The 15,990-nt window shown below is 41.3% G+C and carries 16 protein-coding genes and 1 pseudogene; 9 read left to right on the forward strand and 8 right to left on the reverse strand.

The annotated features are described in order from the left end of the window. Positions 1-54: 54 nt before the first annotated feature. The 5 genes from V7K89_RS15255 to V7K89_RS15275 form a co-directional block, all read right to left on the reverse strand. Positions 55-1,596 (reverse strand): hypothetical protein, encoded by a 1,542-nt coding sequence (locus tag V7K89_RS15255; RefSeq protein ID WP_335188431.1) that lies wholly within the window; start codon positions 1,594-1,596, stop codon positions 55-57. 530 nt (positions 1,597-2,126) lie between these two features. Further along, positions 2,127-3,350 carry a M20 family metallopeptidase gene (locus tag V7K89_RS15260; RefSeq protein WP_335188433.1) on the reverse strand — a complete coding sequence of 408 codons (1,224 nt, stop codon included), beginning with the start codon at positions 3,348-3,350 and terminating at the stop codon, positions 2,127-2,129. A gap of 239 nt (positions 3,351-3,589) precedes the next feature. Beyond that, positions 3,590-4,357, reverse strand: a complete 768-nt coding sequence (locus V7K89_RS15265; protein ID WP_335188435.1) for a phycoerythrobilin:ferredoxin oxidoreductase — start codon at positions 4,355-4,357, stop codon at positions 3,590-3,592. 37 nt (positions 4,358-4,394) lie between these two features. Beyond that, a complete protein-coding gene (locus V7K89_RS15270; protein ID WP_335188437.1) occupies positions 4,395-5,129 on the reverse strand; it encodes a 15,16-dihydrobiliverdin:ferredoxin oxidoreductase in 735 nt (244 codons plus the stop codon). Between the two features lie 160 nt (positions 5,130-5,289). Beyond that, the gene (locus V7K89_RS15275) at positions 5,290-5,865 is read right to left on the reverse strand and encodes a phycobiliprotein lyase (protein ID WP_335188439.1); all 576 of its coding nucleotides are present in this window, start codon (positions 5,863-5,865) and stop codon (positions 5,290-5,292) included. Between the two features lie 114 nt (positions 5,866-5,979). Between V7K89_RS15275 and V7K89_RS15280 the strand changes: the two genes are divergently transcribed. After that, positions 5,980-6,828: a pentapeptide repeat-containing protein gene (locus tag V7K89_RS15280; protein WP_335188441.1), complete on the forward strand. Its 849-nt coding sequence runs from the start codon at positions 5,980-5,982 to the stop codon at positions 6,826-6,828. Positions 6,829-7,076: 248 nt separating this feature from the next. Here V7K89_RS15280 and V7K89_RS15285 read toward each other — a convergent pair whose 3' ends face one another. Both V7K89_RS15285 and V7K89_RS15290 read right to left on the reverse strand, forming a co-directional pair. Continuing rightward, on the reverse strand, positions 7,077-7,277 hold the full coding sequence (locus tag V7K89_RS15285; RefSeq protein ID WP_335188443.1) for a hypothetical protein: 201 nt from the start codon (positions 7,275-7,277) through the stop codon (positions 7,077-7,079). Positions 7,278-7,436: 159 nt separating this feature from the next. Further along, the gene (locus tag V7K89_RS15290; protein ID WP_335188445.1) at positions 7,437-8,099 is read right to left on the reverse strand and encodes a HEAT repeat domain-containing protein; all 663 of its coding nucleotides are present in this window, start codon (positions 8,097-8,099) and stop codon (positions 7,437-7,439) included. A gap of 189 nt (positions 8,100-8,288) precedes the next feature. Here V7K89_RS15290 and V7K89_RS15295 point away from each other — a divergent pair, with 189 nt between their 5' ends. The 8 genes from V7K89_RS15295 (at position 8,289) to V7K89_RS15330 (ending at position 15,388) form a co-directional block, all read left to right on the forward strand. Beyond that, a complete protein-coding gene (locus tag V7K89_RS15295; RefSeq protein ID WP_335188447.1) occupies positions 8,289-8,870 on the forward strand; it encodes a phycobilisome protein in 582 nt (193 codons plus the stop codon). 443 nt (positions 8,871-9,313) lie between these two features. Next, positions 9,314-10,177, forward strand: a complete 864-nt coding sequence (locus V7K89_RS15300) for a phycobilisome linker polypeptide (RefSeq protein WP_335188449.1) — start codon at positions 9,314-9,316, stop codon at positions 10,175-10,177. Between the two features lie 476 nt (positions 10,178-10,653). Further along, a complete protein-coding gene (locus tag V7K89_RS15305; protein WP_335188451.1) occupies positions 10,654-11,412 on the forward strand; it encodes a phycobilisome rod-core linker polypeptide in 759 nt (252 codons plus the stop codon). A gap of 220 nt (positions 11,413-11,632) precedes the next feature. Beyond that, positions 11,633-12,169 (forward strand): phycobiliprotein lyase, encoded by a 537-nt coding sequence (locus V7K89_RS15310; RefSeq protein WP_335188453.1) that lies wholly within the window; start codon positions 11,633-11,635, stop codon positions 12,167-12,169. Between the two features lie 98 nt (positions 12,170-12,267). Then, positions 12,268-12,897 (forward strand): chromophore lyase CpcT/CpeT, encoded by a 630-nt coding sequence (locus V7K89_RS15315; protein ID WP_335188455.1) that lies wholly within the window; start codon positions 12,268-12,270, stop codon positions 12,895-12,897. After that, a complete protein-coding gene (locus tag V7K89_RS15320; protein ID WP_335188457.1) occupies positions 12,891-13,229 on the forward strand; it encodes a CpeR family transcriptional regulator in 339 nt (112 codons plus the stop codon). The genes V7K89_RS15315 and V7K89_RS15320 overlap by 7 nt, the downstream gene beginning before the upstream one ends. Before the next feature lie 346 nt (positions 13,230-13,575). Continuing rightward, positions 13,576-14,583, forward strand: a complete 1,008-nt coding sequence (locus tag V7K89_RS15325; protein ID WP_335188459.1) for a phycobilisome rod-core linker polypeptide — start codon at positions 13,576-13,578, stop codon at positions 14,581-14,583. 364 nt (positions 14,584-14,947) lie between these two features. Then, positions 14,948-15,388 (forward strand): hypothetical protein, encoded by a 441-nt coding sequence (locus V7K89_RS15330; RefSeq protein ID WP_335188461.1) that lies wholly within the window; start codon positions 14,948-14,950, stop codon positions 15,386-15,388. Positions 15,389-15,677: 289 nt separating this feature from the next. Here V7K89_RS15330 and V7K89_RS15335 read toward each other — a convergent pair. Beyond that, positions 15,678-15,758: pseudogene (locus tag V7K89_RS15335) on the reverse strand (IS1 family transposase); the annotation flags it as partial. Positions 15,759-15,990: the final 232 nt, after the last annotated feature.

Genomic DNA, 15,990 nt, shown 5'->3' on the forward strand with positions numbered 1-15,990 from the left:
TCAAACATCCTCTTATGGCGTTATTGCAGCCTGATTCTGTCCCAACTATTGTAATTAATCAACAATACTAAAATCACTGGCCACTAAAGTCGGAGTACCCAGTGCAAATGTTGCGAATTGACCTCCTTCGAGAGTAGAACTAAATCCAGATGTTACACCATTTGGGTTATAAAACAGGCTACGAGTCCCCGTACTATAAACAATGTTAGCAGTGCTTGTTTCAGCATCTGCGTTAGTACTGACAGTAGCAAAGATAAAACCAGAAGAACCTAAAACGGTAAAAGTATCTCTCGATAATTCGATTTTGTCCACATTACTTGTAGTACCTGGAAGTCGTCGGAAGTCGTTGATACTATCTATTCCGAGGTCAGCAGCCGTAAATGGTGAACCAGTGTCAAATACAAATGTATCGTTTCCTGCTCCCCCAACTAAAGTGTCGTTACCACTATCTCCTTGGAGAACATCGTTGCCGCCTTGTCCCGATAGAAAATCGTCACCACTACTACCTAGTAGAGTATCATTACCGCTACCTCCGTAGAGGTTATCCGCATTGCTGCCTCCATCAATTTTGTCTTGACCTATTCCACCATAAAGTAAATCGTAACCTGCACCTCCATCAATAAAATGATTGCCTTTAACATCAAAGAGTTCAACAGTGTCATCACCGGCTCCTACAAAAATAACCTGATTACCAGACGTAGTTAAAGTAGAGCTATTAATAGAATCATCACTGTCGGTTCCCTCATAAGTTATTACGCCATTTTCTCTAGCGATCGCAAATTTTATGACATCAGCTACATTCTCACTGTTACTATCAAGAGTTATTACAATACCCCGACCTAAACTGCTAACCAGCTTGTCGTAAGCATCTTTAACATCTATGAAACCGGTACCAGAAGCGAGAGGACTATTGGTAATGAGAAAAACAGGAATAATATCATTTGCGATTAAAGCCGCCTTTACTTGTGAAATATCTGGATAATCTTCATTAGGATCGATCACACCATCTCCGTTATTAGCCACCACAGTGGTAGGAGTCGGACTAGGTTTCCTCAAATCTCCTGCATCGATCACACCATCTCCGTTATTAGCCACCACAGTGGTAGAAGTCGGACTAGCTTTCCTCAAATCTCCTGCAACGTAATATTCCACATCGGTAGGAGTCAGAATAGCTTTCTTCAAATCCCCTGCAACGTGATATTCCGCATCGGTAGCTAGAAAAACTAAACGCTTTGAGCCTACTCTGTAACCGATACTACTATCTAAGGCAACGTGTAAAAGTGCTTCTAATTGTGATTCGGGGCCGTCAGCACCGCCACTAGCAGTAAAGTTACCGACTGCTGTCTTGACTTGTCCTGCATTAGTGGTTAAAGAAATTTCTTTTTGATAAACATAATCACCAGGACTACCTAAAGGTGATACTGGTTTATCCTTGAAAGAGGCAAGACCAAATTCAAGATCAGTACCAAAAATCTGAGTTAAGTAAGGGCTGGTTATTCGGTTTACTACCGCAGGAAGTAAAACCTTCAGTTTGGGTAAGTCATCATAATACGATCCAGTCAAGTCTTGTAGAAAAACGATGTCATTTGTGGGCATACAGTTAGTATCTAAGTAAAGTAAATTTTTCTCCTTAGCCTTAGTATTACAAGTCGTGTGACAAAAAGTCAAGCAATCTGCTTGACATAAGAATGTATTAAAAAACTACCGGATACAGATGTAGCTAAATCAAGTTTTGAGGACATAGCGCTAAAATCGACCCCTGCAAAGCATTCTGCCTCTTTTTTAACGCGCAAGTGCGATCGCTCTTTAGGTGGGAAAATCAATTTATGACGACATCGGGGTAAAATAGACGCAGAGTTAAGAATTAAGAGCGTATTACATTGGTGAAACGACATCCCGAAAAAAGTCGTTTTTTGGCTTTAGAAGAATTAAACGACATCCCCCTCAAAAAAAAGGGACTAAGAAAAAGCTATCAGCACTCGATTAGCGAATTTTTTTAAAAAATCACCAACCCTCACTTTCATTAATAAACCTACCCCAAACTCTTGCTAAGAAGAGGTTTTGAGGTTTTGGATAGGTTTAAAAACCCTATTAAATCCCGTCGTCAGGAATAATTACCCTATTCTTCAAGTTGAAACAAAGTACTTTTCCACGCATCTAACAAATATTTCCACACCCATTGCCAAAGCGGTTTCGTCAAAATCAAACCGGGGATGATGATGGGGATATGCTAAGTCTTTCGTGGGGTTAGCAGAACCTAGAAAGAAATAACAACCAGGAATCTCTTCTAAGAAAAATGACATATCTTCAGCAGCCATAGTTTGGCATTCTGGCACAATACCTAGAGGAGTTTCTACCACTTCTTCTGCTACAGATCGCACTAGTTCTGCTATTTTAATATTATTAATTACTGGTGGATAAAGTGACCAATATTCTAAGTCATAATTTGCACCATGACTCTGACAAATTCCAGCAATAATTTGCTCGACACGCTGGTTAAAAAAGTCTTTCAAACTAGGATTAAAATACCTAACAGTGGCACTCATTCTCGCTGTATCAGCAATCACATTACGTTTGGTTCCAGCGTGAAGTTCTCCCACTGTCACTACTGCTGAATCAATGGGATTAACATTCCGAGCGACAATGGTTTGCAAAGCATTGACGATTTGAGCAGCAACAACAACGGAATCAACAGTTTGATGAGGTAGTGCACCGTGTCCACCTTTGCCCAAAATTGTGCAGTTAAAGCACTCCACAGCTGCCATCAAAGCCCCAGCACGCACACCCACTGTTCCCAAAGGCAAATTATTCCACAAGTGCAAACCAATAATCGCGTCAACATCTGGATTTTTCAGAACTCCAGCTTCAATCATCGGCTTTGCGCCTCCTGGTGATTCTTCCGCTGGTTGAAAGATAATTTTCACAATACCGGAGAAGTCTTGGCGATGCTGCTGGAGATAATAAGCTGTACCTAAAGCGATCGCTGTATGTCCATCATGTCCACAAGCGTGCATCACTCCGTCATGCTGCGATTTGTACGGCACTTCGTTGAGTTCTTGGATTGGCAAAGCATCCATATCCGCGCGAATCGCTAAAACTTGGGGAGTCTTGAGTTTGTTGCCTTTGATAGTGGCAACAATACCAGTGTGGGCAATGCCAGTTTGATGCTCAATTCCCCATTCTTGCAGCTTTTGTGATACAAATTCAGCAGTCAGTTTTTCTTGAAAACCTAACTCTGGTTGTTGATGCAATCGCCGCCGCCACTCTACTAATTGCGGTTGCAATGAGCGGATCGAAAGTCGAATGCGAGATAGATCGACAGAAGAGGGATTGGGAAAGGTGGAAACCATTATGAAGACAAACTAGTTTAAGTACAGTTAACACCAATTTGAAAAAAGAATGCAACACATAACATATAGATAAGACCCCTCCCCAACCCTTCCCAAGGCATCGGGGAAATTACACGTCGGCGTATCATGTCGCAAACATTTTTTGAATTGGTATAACTTAGATTATTTTCCTAGTTTAACGTGACTTGAATGAGTCTTTAGTAACGAGGTACTCAGCACTGAGTGCAGTCAAAGAGCCTCTAGTTAATAGCTGTTAATTTTCTCTCTAGGTCAAATAAAAATCCGTGGATATACTCCTCAGTCCATTCTGCACCATAGAAGCGTTTAAACATCCCTCGCGCTGGGTCTTTTTCAGCCCGATATCGCAGGTATCGCAGTTGAGCTTGCTCAATGGCTACTAAACTTTGGGAATCTGTTATTAGTTCTGCCTGCTCTACAAAATCTAGATAAGCTTTCAAATAGTCTTTGAAAGCAGCAAATACCTGAGTTTCTACTACAGCCGTTTCTTGGGGACGAGTCCACAGAAAAGCGGGAGAGAAAAATGGCTGTGCTTCTTCGGGGAAATTCCCTCCCCAAGACAGATGTTGTTGGTGGGCGTGGAAAATGGACAAAATTGGTTCAGTATATTTTGCCTGATATGCTGGATCGTCCCGAAATAGGGGCTGCATATCCAAAGCAATTAGATGTCCTCCTGGCAATGTCACCAAATCTGCCCCAAAAAAGGGTAAATCGTAGTTGAGGCGCGGAAAAATCACAAAATTCAGCACTTGCAGGGAATTGCCACCCTGGACGTGAGCTGCCCGAATTTGCCGCAATTTTGCAGTTTGAAAGGCATAACTGGTAGTGACAACCTCTTCTTGATTCTTTCCCTTGCCGACAACAGCACTCTTGGACTCAAACCCAGTGGGGATAGGATAGGGCTGTAAATCCAAGCGCGATCGCATATAGGCGATCGCATAATCGAGAAATGGCTGATAGAGTGTCACGTCGCTTTGCTCCGAATTCAAAATTCACGCATTCAGAATTAATAATCCCCAATGATACTTATCTTTTGCTACCACTAACTGCCAGGGGAACAGCATCTTCAAATAAGAATTCATGGAGAAAGCGCTCTGCCCATTCATGACCGAAATAACTGCTAAACAAACCAGATGCTGGATCGCGGTCTGCACTATATTGGTCATAGTCTTTTTGGGCTTTGACAATTCGCTGGATATCTTCAGGGTCTTGCAGCGGTTCGGCATCTGCTAACATTTGCCAATACAAGTTTAAATAATCCTGAAAAGCTTCAAAGACTCGTGTTGCCACTGTTTGAGGATCTGTTTTGGCAAACAATAGGTATTTAGAAAAATACTGGTTGGCATCATAAAACTTCATTTCTAAGTTTTGCGCCAAATCCGGGTATTGATCGTGGAGAGACTTCAGCGGAACTATATATTTTTTTTGATAATCTTCATCCTGAAATAAAGGCTGAAAATCAAGTACAATCAGATTTTTAACTTTCCCAAAAGATAAAAAATCAATCCCTAATAAAGGTAAATCGTAGTGATGACTGGGATAAATTACACTGTTAAAAATTTGAGCGCTTTCCCCAGCATCAATGTAGGTATAGCGAATTTTCCGCAACTCTTGACATCGGTAACACCAACTGCGGATAGTTGCTGGGTTTCTGCCGCGATCGCTAACTTTGAATTCCAAACCAGGGGGAATGACCCTACTTTGTAAATCAAACCGCTGAAATAGCTCTTTTTCTAAAAATTCCAGGAAAGGCTTATACATAGAGCATGATTTATTAACCCTTGCATGAAAATAAGTGATGGCAATCATGCACGTCTCATTTATGAGAAACAAAGCAACATTCCTTAATGGGGCATTGGGGATTGGGCATTGGTTATTAATTATTCTCTCCTTACGTCCCCTGCTCCCCACTCCCTATTCCCTATCTAGCATGATTCCGACCGATCATTTGCTCCAAGACTTCTTGAGAAACACAGCGACGCTCAGAACAATAAGTCATCAAGTTGATTCCGTTCATCATTCGTACTGTACTGACCCTGACACGAAAATCATCCGTAACAAACCAACAACGTTCCTGACCTTGATTGTTGTCATAGTCAGTATCAATCGTCAGCACTCCATCATCAGCAAACCGATATCGGCTCACAACTGGAATGCTCTCAACATAGCCTTGATTGCGAATCAGTTTTCCAGAACGCCTCGTTTCGTCGGGAACATCAACCAAAATCGCAGCATTATCGGTATTCAGTAGCCTGGTATCTAGGTTAGCCTGCCATGCAAAGCTAGCACCGCTTGTTGCTTTACTCGGATCTATACCTTGGGCTTTACAAACTTCTTGGATTTTCGGATCGTCCTTTTCCATAACTTTTATAATCAAATTCGACTCCCCCGACTCATCCGCCGCCGAGTCAAAATGATGAACGGAGCGTTCCGTAAACCATGTACCTTCACTTTTACGGAAGAAGTCGATCATTGTCAAAGGCGGTATTATATGCATCTGTTTGAAACCTCGTTTGATCAAATTTTGGCTTTATTAATACTCAGTGATAAGATGAAGTCCCGATTTAGCTAAAGTGTAGAATAACTCCAAAAGTGATATTTTAATCAGCTGATGACAAATAGTGAAATTCAACTTATTACAAGCGATGCCTACGGCAACGGCTTTGCCGAACGCCCCAGTCCAACTCCAGAAATCTTAATAGCCCTCAAAGCCGGAACCCCTGTGGATTCGATAGATTTGTACCAATTCAATCTAAAGGAAGTCGATTTACGACAAGCTAACTTGAGTAAAGCCAAGCTATTAGGAGCCGACCTCAGTGAGGTGATATTAAGTGATGTCGATTTGAGTGGAGCAGATTTACGAGGCGCAAATCTGCGAGGAGCCGATTTGAGTGGGGCTAATTTACAGGGAGCTTATTTAAACCGTGCTGACCTCCAACAAGCAAATCTAAGTGGCGCAAATTTGCAGGGAGCCAAACTCCAAGTAGCGCGTTATGATTCACAAACGAAATGGCCCGAAGAATATAATTACAAAACTTCTGGAGCGGTAGGGCCGGGTGCTAATCTTAATGGTGCTTTTCTCAATACAGCTTCTTTACGAAATGCAGATTTACAAGATGCTAATCTGCGTGGAGCTTACCTAAGCGGTGCTGACTTAACAGGAGCCAATTTACAAGGTGCTTATTTGAGTGGTGCCGATCTAACAAAAGCTTATCTGACAGGGGCTTGCTTGCGAAATGCTCGATTGACTGGAGCCGATTTACGGGATACAGACTTGCGAGCAACCGATCTCACAGATGCACAGATAGAGAATCTTCTAAGTATCGCTGGGGCAGATTTTACTCTTGCTCAAGGACTCACAGAAACAGCTAAAGCTATGCTTTCCAGCCGTCCACATTCAGAACTCGACGTTTGGAACGCCTATACCCGCACAACAACTCGTGAAAGTTTGAGTACTTGACCGTACCGATTTTAGATTTTAGATTTTATAGCTGTCGCCAAGTCGTTTAGGACATAAACATAATATAAAACTCTGACACCAAGCGACTTTCGACCCTGTTCCCAGTCCCCTGTCCCCTATCCCCTGCTATAGATGCAAGCCGCGCTCCTTGTGAGCGAAATAAATCCAAAATTCGATGTTGCGCTGACAGCGTTGTAAAGGTGCGACCCAAAATCGAAAATTGTTTGATTAGTTGTTCTGTAGTGAGTTTACAACGGCTGCCAGTTCTTTTTCAGGAGTGCTAAAAATGTCGCGTATCCTTCGGAAAAACCGGGCGGATCGGGTAGAAAATATTGTGGAAATTCTTTATACGATCGCCAAGGTTCCGAAGCATTATGCCGCAAATATAAAGCAGATTCTGAAGAACCTGGTAGTCGCCAAGTCATTTGACCAGTTTGTATATCAGTCACAAATGCCTCCTCATCTAAAAAAGTTGCTCTTTTCTTCCAGATTTTGGCAGCTTAACCGGATATTTTAGTCAAATTTAAGGTAAAATCAAATATTTATTATTTAACTATTTATCTGATAAGTTTGCTCACAATAATTGCGTTGCGGACAAACCCAAGCCGCTATTGTGGCAATAGGTCTTCTAAAGCAGCTCCAACAACTCGGTGATTCTCATCCTGTCTGAGTTGGTTGAGGGCTGCTTTCGCTTGTGGATCATCAAATCGCTTGAGGGCATAGCTAACTCGCACGCGCATCCGCCAAGATTGATCATTTACCAACGTTAGTATCTGGGATAATGCCGCAGTATGTTGGCTAGAGTTAGCTAGTAAGCCGAGTCCATCAACAGAGGATTCCTGAACTGTAAAATCTTCATCTTTTAAACCCTGAACGCAGATATCAAATAGTTCTTCAGGGCAATCCATTTCAGCGATCGCAGCCAAAATGCTCCGCCTAACTAACCAGTGGTTATCCTGATAATATGCCAAAACTAGATGAGAAGCTGCTACTCTGCCAAATAGCGATAAAGAATTTGCTGCCTCAGCCCGCACGTTGGGAGTATCATCAAATTTCATAATTTGCATCAAAGCTGCAAAAGATTCCGCTGATTGTTGATTACCCAAACCTCTAGCCACAAAAGAACGCACTAAAAATTCTGAGTCATGAAGTTTACTCGCAAGCAGAGGAACTGCAACTTCTGATTCATAATCATTGAGAGCAGCGATCGCCTTCAAACGATAGTGAAAATCTGGGTTCTTTAGTTCAGCTTGGATTCTATGGATTTCCATAAGTGCATTTGGTACAACTATTCTTTACTTTATTTTACAGATGTAACCAAATGGCGATCGCATTCTAAGAAGATTGAATTTAAGGGCATTGAGTATGGGTTATTCTTCTTATCCTCCCTGTCTCCCTTGTCTCCCTTGTCCCCTGCTTCCCCCCAATGCCCAATCCCCCATGCCCTATCCCCTAAACCAATGACTCAATTAAGCGAAACCGTTAAAGAATTAATCGCCAAAGCTAGAATAGTCAGCTTTGCTGAGTGGGAACAGTCCCATCCAAAAGCAGCGATCGCTATATTTCAAGCTGCGGATGATGCTTTTCGCTACCTGAGTGATGAAGATTTATTGCAGATTATAACCTTGTCACCGGATAATTCAGCCTTGATTCCTGTTGCTGTCTTATTACGCGATCGCGCAGCCGAAATCGTTGATGAATCTAGGGAACAAGTTTTGGCAACTTATCCCGAAATTATCCAGCCGGGAGGTGGTCTTTATCCACCTGAACGTGCCCAAGCTTGCTGGCGAGATTTTTGGCATTTTCTCCGTTGTATTACCTATGGCATAGCAGGTGGCCACACTGAATATACAAATCCCACAGGATTGCACTATATGAATTTGCTCTATCAGGAATTACAAGTTCCATTGGATGCAATGGTTTTAGGGTTAAAAAGCATCAAGGCTGCTAGTTTGAAACGCTGCCAAGCTGATCGCCAGCAAATACTTGCTCCCTATTTTGACCATTTAATCAGTCAATTGGCTACTTTCCAAATTCGATAAGTTAAGTGGGCATGAATAATTAAAGGTTTTGTAGTCATTCAGCCTTGACTAACAGACAATCTTAATTAATTTCACATTGCATAATATAGTTGAATTTATTCTTGCCCACTTACCTTGATAAACTTGAGTGACTCGGCACAATTAATACTCTGGCTCAAGGAAATAGCACAATACCATCACTTGCATCCCAATTGCAAATCAAATACTAAAAAAAAGCTTAATTTTCTCTAAAGTATTATTTAACTTAATAAATTTTAATAAATATGGTTTCGGCATTGTATCACAATATGTAAAGGCAAACGATGCAAAAACTTGAAATCATCACGACTAATAAGGATTTAAAGTCTCAATGTCCCCTACTTCGTCACCATGATGTAAAGTTTTTTAACATTTGCTGAATATTCTTCTCATAAAATTTAGTTGTTAAGTGGGAGATAGTTTGAATGGCTTTTGGACCAGCATCACGATTAGGGGTCGCTCTGTTTGAAGACACCGATCCTATTGATCTGTGGCCAAATCGCTCCAATGAGGATGTTGAAACCGTAATTAGAACTGTCTACAAGCAAGTTCTAGGCAACGCTTATGTAATGGAAAGTGAGCGGCTTTCTGTTGCTGAATCCCAACTAAAACGGGGTGAAATTAGTGTTCGCGGGTTTGTGCGTCAAGTCGGGAAGTCGGAACTTTACCGTTCGCGGTTTTTTGATAGCACTCCTCGCTATCGGGCGATTGAATTAAATTTTAGACATTTCCTTGGTCGTGCGCCATTGGATTTAGAAGAAACGCGTACACACAGCACTATTCTGGATACAAAGGGCTTTGAAGGTGAGATTGATTCTTATCTAGACAGCGACGAATACCAAGAAACTTTTGGGGAAAACATTGTGCCTTATATTCGAGGCTACAAAACCGAAGCTATCGAGAGTTTGGTTCAGTTTACCCACTTATTCCAACTGGTACGTGGTTCCTCTAGCAGCAGCCTCAAAGGTGACTTAGCTGGCAAACAACCAAAATTAAACAGTTTGCTAATTCAAAACACGCCTACTCCTGTGGTTTCACCAGGCAGCAAGGGCGCTACATTCCGCAACCCAACATCTACTCCTCGCACTCGTCAGGGTGTGGGATCTGGTGATGATGGTAAGGTCTACCGGATTGAAGTTACTGGCTACAAGGCAAATGTGGTAAAAAACATTTCCAAATATCGCCGTAGTAACCAAGTCTTTTTCGTACCATATAATAAGCTTTCACAAGAGTATCAGCGGATTCACCAACAGGGCGGTACGATCGCCAGTATTACCCCTGTCAACTAAAGAATAGAAATTGGGGATTTAGAGATTAGGGATTGGGAAATAATTCCGCTATACTCAGTCTCTAGTCTTTTAATCCCCAGTGCTGATCGTTCTAGGATTTACGCAAAACTACACGTGCTTAGAGGCAATACCTTATGGTAAGCCGCTTCTCTACAAGACTCTTTGCATAGCTTGCTTCTTTGTAGGGGTATGGGTTTACATAAATTGCCTTTACCTGAAAATCATTCTTTTCAGCTGTAGTTTGCGTAAATCCCGATCAATCAAAAGTTAGTCAAAGCGATCGCTAATCTAGAGTTTGACTAATTTTGCCGTTAGATGTGATATCCGAAGACATGTAACACACTTTCACAAACTTAAAGTTTTACAAAAGCTAGTCAGTAGCAAAAATAACTGACAACTGATAAGAAATTCTACTTTTACAAGGGGTAGAATACTCGGAAATTTAATTTAATTAGCGTTTTTCAGGAGATACTTCAATGTCACTTTGGGCTATTGATTCACCTACTGTTGAGCTGCGTCCGAACACCAGCGAAAGTGAATTACAAACACTAATTCGGGCCGTTTACAAACAGGTTTTGGGTAATGCTTACTTGTTGTCAAGTGAACGATTAGCCACTGCTGAATCGCAATTGCGCGATCGTATAATCAGCGTCCGCGAATTCGTCAACGCCGTTGCCAAATCAGAACTCTATCAATCCCTGTTTTTCAACTCTTCTTCTCAGTATCGGTTCATTGAACTGAACTTCAAACATTTACTAGGGCGTCCTCCTGCCGATCAAGCAGAGATTTCCGAACACGTCCGCATCTACAACGAACAGGGCTATGATGCTGAGATCGAATCCTATATCGATAGCAACGAATATCAGCAGAATTTTGGGGAGAATATTGTTCCCTATGTTCGCAGCACAAGTTCCCAAATCGGAATTAAGAATGTTACCTTTAACCGTACCTTTAGCTTAGTGAGAGGATTCGCTAGCAGTGATAGCGATCGCAAAGCCAAACTGATCGGTGATATCGGTTCCAATTTACCCACATCTATCAAGGCTCCCGCCGCTGGTTCTAGTGTCAGCAGCACCGACAAACGCTTTTTGATTAAGGTTGTCAAAGGTGCAGGTAATCGCCGTACTCGTCTGGGCAACCTGGAATATGTAGTTAACTACAACCAACTGTCTGGACAAGTGCAAAATATTCATCGGACAGGCGGCAAAATTATCAGTATCACTGAAGTTGCTTAGATTTGTCTAAGTAGGAGGCTGAGGACTGGAGACTGAAGGGAGAATAATAACTCTAAACTCCTAACTCTTGTACAGACGCGATTAATCGCGTCTCTCCCCACTCAGCACTCCCCAATGCTGTTGTGGTCAAGGAGGCTAAGATATAAACTAAGAGAATAACTTTCTTTTTTGCCAAGATATCTCTTGGATTTTAAGCTACTTTTTTAAAATCACTTTTCTAATGGAAATTACTGAATTTTTTGAACTTTCAATTGGACGATGGCGATCGCAGCGTAGCGCTCATCATTTAGCATTCGCCCACTTTGAAGAAGTATTGTCTAACATTGAAATTGAGTCTTTATCTACCAAAGATCCGGCAGTGCTAGCAATTTGTCAATTGTATGACACTGAACCCGCCAGTATTACTCACCCCTTTCGGATGACTTGGGAAGGTGAGTCAGACTGGGACGATAAACCAATCTCTGGCAGTACTGTGCTAGTACCAATTCCGGATGTCGAAAATCCTTCTAGAGGCAAACTCTTGCGGGACAAAGGGTACGCTGAAACAATTCCAGCAGTGGCTAAATATCATCTAAGTGACGATGGTATTTTTACTCTGCTAACAGAGTATGAACTCGCTGCTGCTGAGGAGCGAATTTGGTTTGCTAACCCAAATCTCCGATTTCGGGTAGCGATGATTAAAACCAGTGATGGTAAAGGTGTGACAACAGCTTCTTTTTCTTCAGAGATTCGCTCTTTGTCAAGTTCAATAAATTAGTAATATCAGGTTAAAACATAAAAGGATACAAGCTCCTAAATTTATTTATGGGGGTTGTAATGCGTGAATTTTGAATTTTGAATTCGGAGCGAAGCGACGTGACGATAGCGCCCAGTGAATTTAGCACCAACGCTAGTGATTTGCTCACCTTAGCCTGTTGGATGGCAGGAGATTTTAGCAACTATAAGCAATCTTTTGCAAATCCGCAACTTTACGCCCACATTCACATTTTTTTTCGTCCTTTACCGATTGAATTTTTTTCTGGCATCGGTTTCTATTCTGAACAAGCTTATGACCACGATTTATGGACACCCTATCGTCAGGGAGTACATAGACTAGTCGATTGGGGCGATCGCATTTATATCGAAAATTACAGCTTGAAAGACCAGATGCTTTATGCAGGTGCAGCTCGTGAATTAGATATCCTCAAAACCATCACCCCAGAAAGCATCGAACGGCGTTATAACTGTTCAATGATTTTCCAACGAGAAGGTGAAATGTTTCGAGGTAGTGTAGAACCAGGTAATCAATGTTTGATTAAACGTAATGGATGCCAGACATATCTTGTTAGCGAAGTAGAAATAACCGAGCGTACTTGGATAAGTCTAGATAAGGGTATGGACATTGCAACCCATGAGCAAATATGGGGATCTACTGCTGGCCCATTACAATTTGAAAAACGGGAAAGTTTTGCTGATGAATTACGTGCGGTGAGCACATTATGTTGATTCAGCTTGAATCTATTAAAACCAAAATGTTGCCTCCACTGGCTGAAAAAAAGATGCGCTGCTGGATTCGCAGCCGCCACTTGATTTGTTCGGGTAACTTCTTTATATTCGAGACATTGGAATATACAACGATTGAGAGATTTTCTGAATGCGTCGCTTCTTTAGGAGGAACAGTAATATCCGTTGACCCCATTAATAAAATCTGGATGGGCGATCATCGCCAAGTTATTTTATATCAGGCAAAAGCTAGTTTACATACACCTCATCATAATTTGAAACAATACTGGATAAAATACGGTGGTTTCTACACTAGATTTGATGAGCGTGTTTGAGAGTTACTATCCTGTAGAAATTTTTCTGACAGGCGTTTATACTCCAATTCAATATTAAGTTTTGAATTTTAAATACTCCCCCAGGGGATTGACGGCTAATTGTTAATGTCTAATTGCTAATTTCTGATCGTGATTAGCTGTTAGTTATTAATAGTTAGCCGTCTAAGTTTGTAAGAAAATGTAACTAAAAAACTCACCAAAAGTTGATAAATTAATATCAATAACCAGTAATTAGTAAATCTTAAGTAGGATATGTTATGGCTTTGCTATTTAGTATTGCCACCCTACTATAGAAATTTTATTTTTCCTTGACAAATTACCCACTTCTACCCACACTCACCTAAGTATGCAAACCTTCTTAGACGAAGAAACCAGACGACGCCAATATCAAGCATTTCCCCAAACAGAACCCATCGAACTGTGGACTACTGCTTCAGTTGATGACATTGAAATTGTAATTCGGGCAGTTTATCGGCAGGTGTTGGGTAATGCCTACATCATGGAAAGTGAGCGGCTCATAGTTCCAGAATCCCAACTCAAGCAAGGCATAATCGATGTGCGTGAGTTTGTGCGTCAAGTTGCCAAATCAGAGTTGTATCGCTCTAGGTTTTTTGATAAAGTTTACCGCTACCGTGCAATTGAACTGAACTTTAAACACCTGCTGGGTCGCGCTCCCGATGACTACTCCGAGACGAAACATCACAGCAACATACTAGATGAGAAGGGTTTTGAGGCGGATATTGATTCTTATCTTGATAGCGACGAGTATTTAGATGCCTTTGGGGATAACATAGTGCCGTATTACCGGGGTTACAAAACCCAAAGGGGCAAAAAGATATTGGAATTTACCAATATGCTGCAACTGCTGCGGAGCAATTCTAGCAGTGACAAGAACCTAGCATCGAATAATGAACCTCAGCTAGTGCGATCGCTAATTAACAACACTCCTTATGGTAGACAGAAACTCACGGATATTAGTGCATTGCTGGCTGAAGTATTCAAGCCCAAGCCAGAAACTGCTGCTCCAGTTAATCCATTTATTGCAGCTTCCACAGCAGCTGAGCAAAGTTTGCGGCAAAAAATTCAAGAGCAAGAAAGCCAGATTGCAACTTTGCAACAACAATTAGCAGACTTAAGACCCTTTGCGAGCATAGGGACAACAAAATTTACTAGTAGTTGGGAGTCTTCCAGTTCCCCAACCAGCACTAAGGAATATACATCTTTGCAACAGCAAGCTGATGCCCAAGAAAAACAGATTGCAGCTTTGCAAGAGCAAATTGCTGATGCTCGACGGTCTGCGACAATTGGGGAAGCCCGGTTGAATAAGTGGCGCAGTCGCGTTTTTAATGGCTAATTTCTCTACTGTTTAGTTTTATCGGGTGGGTTAGGCAAGTTTAACTCACCCAGCCCTCTCAATGCCAACAAATAAACTACTTTAGTAAAATTTGAAACTATTTCCCAGGATTGAATATACGGACAATTATTTTGAAAATCCTTGATTTGACTTGAAATCTATATCAATAACCTGACACTCTTGATAATAAGCAGACTCAATTTCAAACCCTACTTATAGGGCTTGTTTCTTATTATATAAGTATTTTATGACATCGTAGGTCTACCGGAGAGAGATGCATAAGCAGGTTTGCATGGGTTAAACCCCGCAGTTTTTAGACTATTAACAAGGGTGTAGGTAAAGCTAGGGTTGCCGCTGCTTTGGCTTGTGTGGGGTCGGCTTTGGTATTTATTTTGCTGGAAGTTCAGTACAAAAAATACAAAATGGGTTATCTTTAGTAGGGGTAGGAATTGCGATTAGTTTAGGTTTTGCCTTTGCTTATTTCTATCAAAATCACTTGTTAATAAGTCAGCGAGAAACTAGAGATAATGGTAAGAAGCTGAGTATTTTAGGTATTAACTTTATATGGTTAAGATTTCCTTGGCTAATAGCTATCATTTTAGTGATCGCTCAACTTACTGGTGCTTTGATTCACAACTGTGAACTGATACCAAAAACAAAATTAGTAGGGGTAGAGTGCGATTACATCTACACAAAACTACCTACCAACAATAACCCCGATCCAGGTCGTAAACCGGAAGTAAACGGTAGGATATTTAAACCAGGTGAGTTGGCTGAGGTATTGATGACTCTATATTCTACATAATCAATTGGACACAAAGGCGATCGCAGCATAAACTAGAAACACTTCAGGCAGAATGGGATCTGTGCAATCAAAAATTATCTAAGTTGCGTCACGTTTTAGTAGCTGAAACTGATGTAGCTAAAAAGTTTCATTTAGAACAGCAAATTTTTGATGAAAAGGCGAAACTGGTATATCTAGATAATGAAATGAAAAAATTGGGCGTTGCTGAATTCAGGTATAAATCATGCGCTCGCCTCAAGGTTGTGGGCGCTACGCGCCCGCAGCGCCACGGAACCGTACCTGGTTGTTGTATTACTAATCGAATAGATAGTTTAAGCATTTCCTCTGACTTAGAGTAACAAAAAGTTTGATGATGTAGCCTAGCCAAATAACTAAAATATGGCAACAGATGTAAGCTGGGAAAGCCTTGCTGCATCTAAATTTACCTGAGTTTGGGATAAGCTGAAACCTTGATTTAGTTGTTAGATTTGACAGTGTGAAACCCTTATTCTTTCGTCCAAGCGATCAAATTTGAGTCCTTAACCCGAACTGACGTTAAATTTCTTAATTACGAATTGCGAATTGCGAATTGCGAATTAGTATAAGACCTCGTTGATGAATTC

The sequence above is a fragment of the Nostoc sp. genome (assembly GCF_036917515.1).
In the GTDB taxonomy this organism is placed as follows: Bacteria; Cyanobacteriota; Cyanobacteriia; order Cyanobacteriales; family Nostocaceae; genus Nostoc.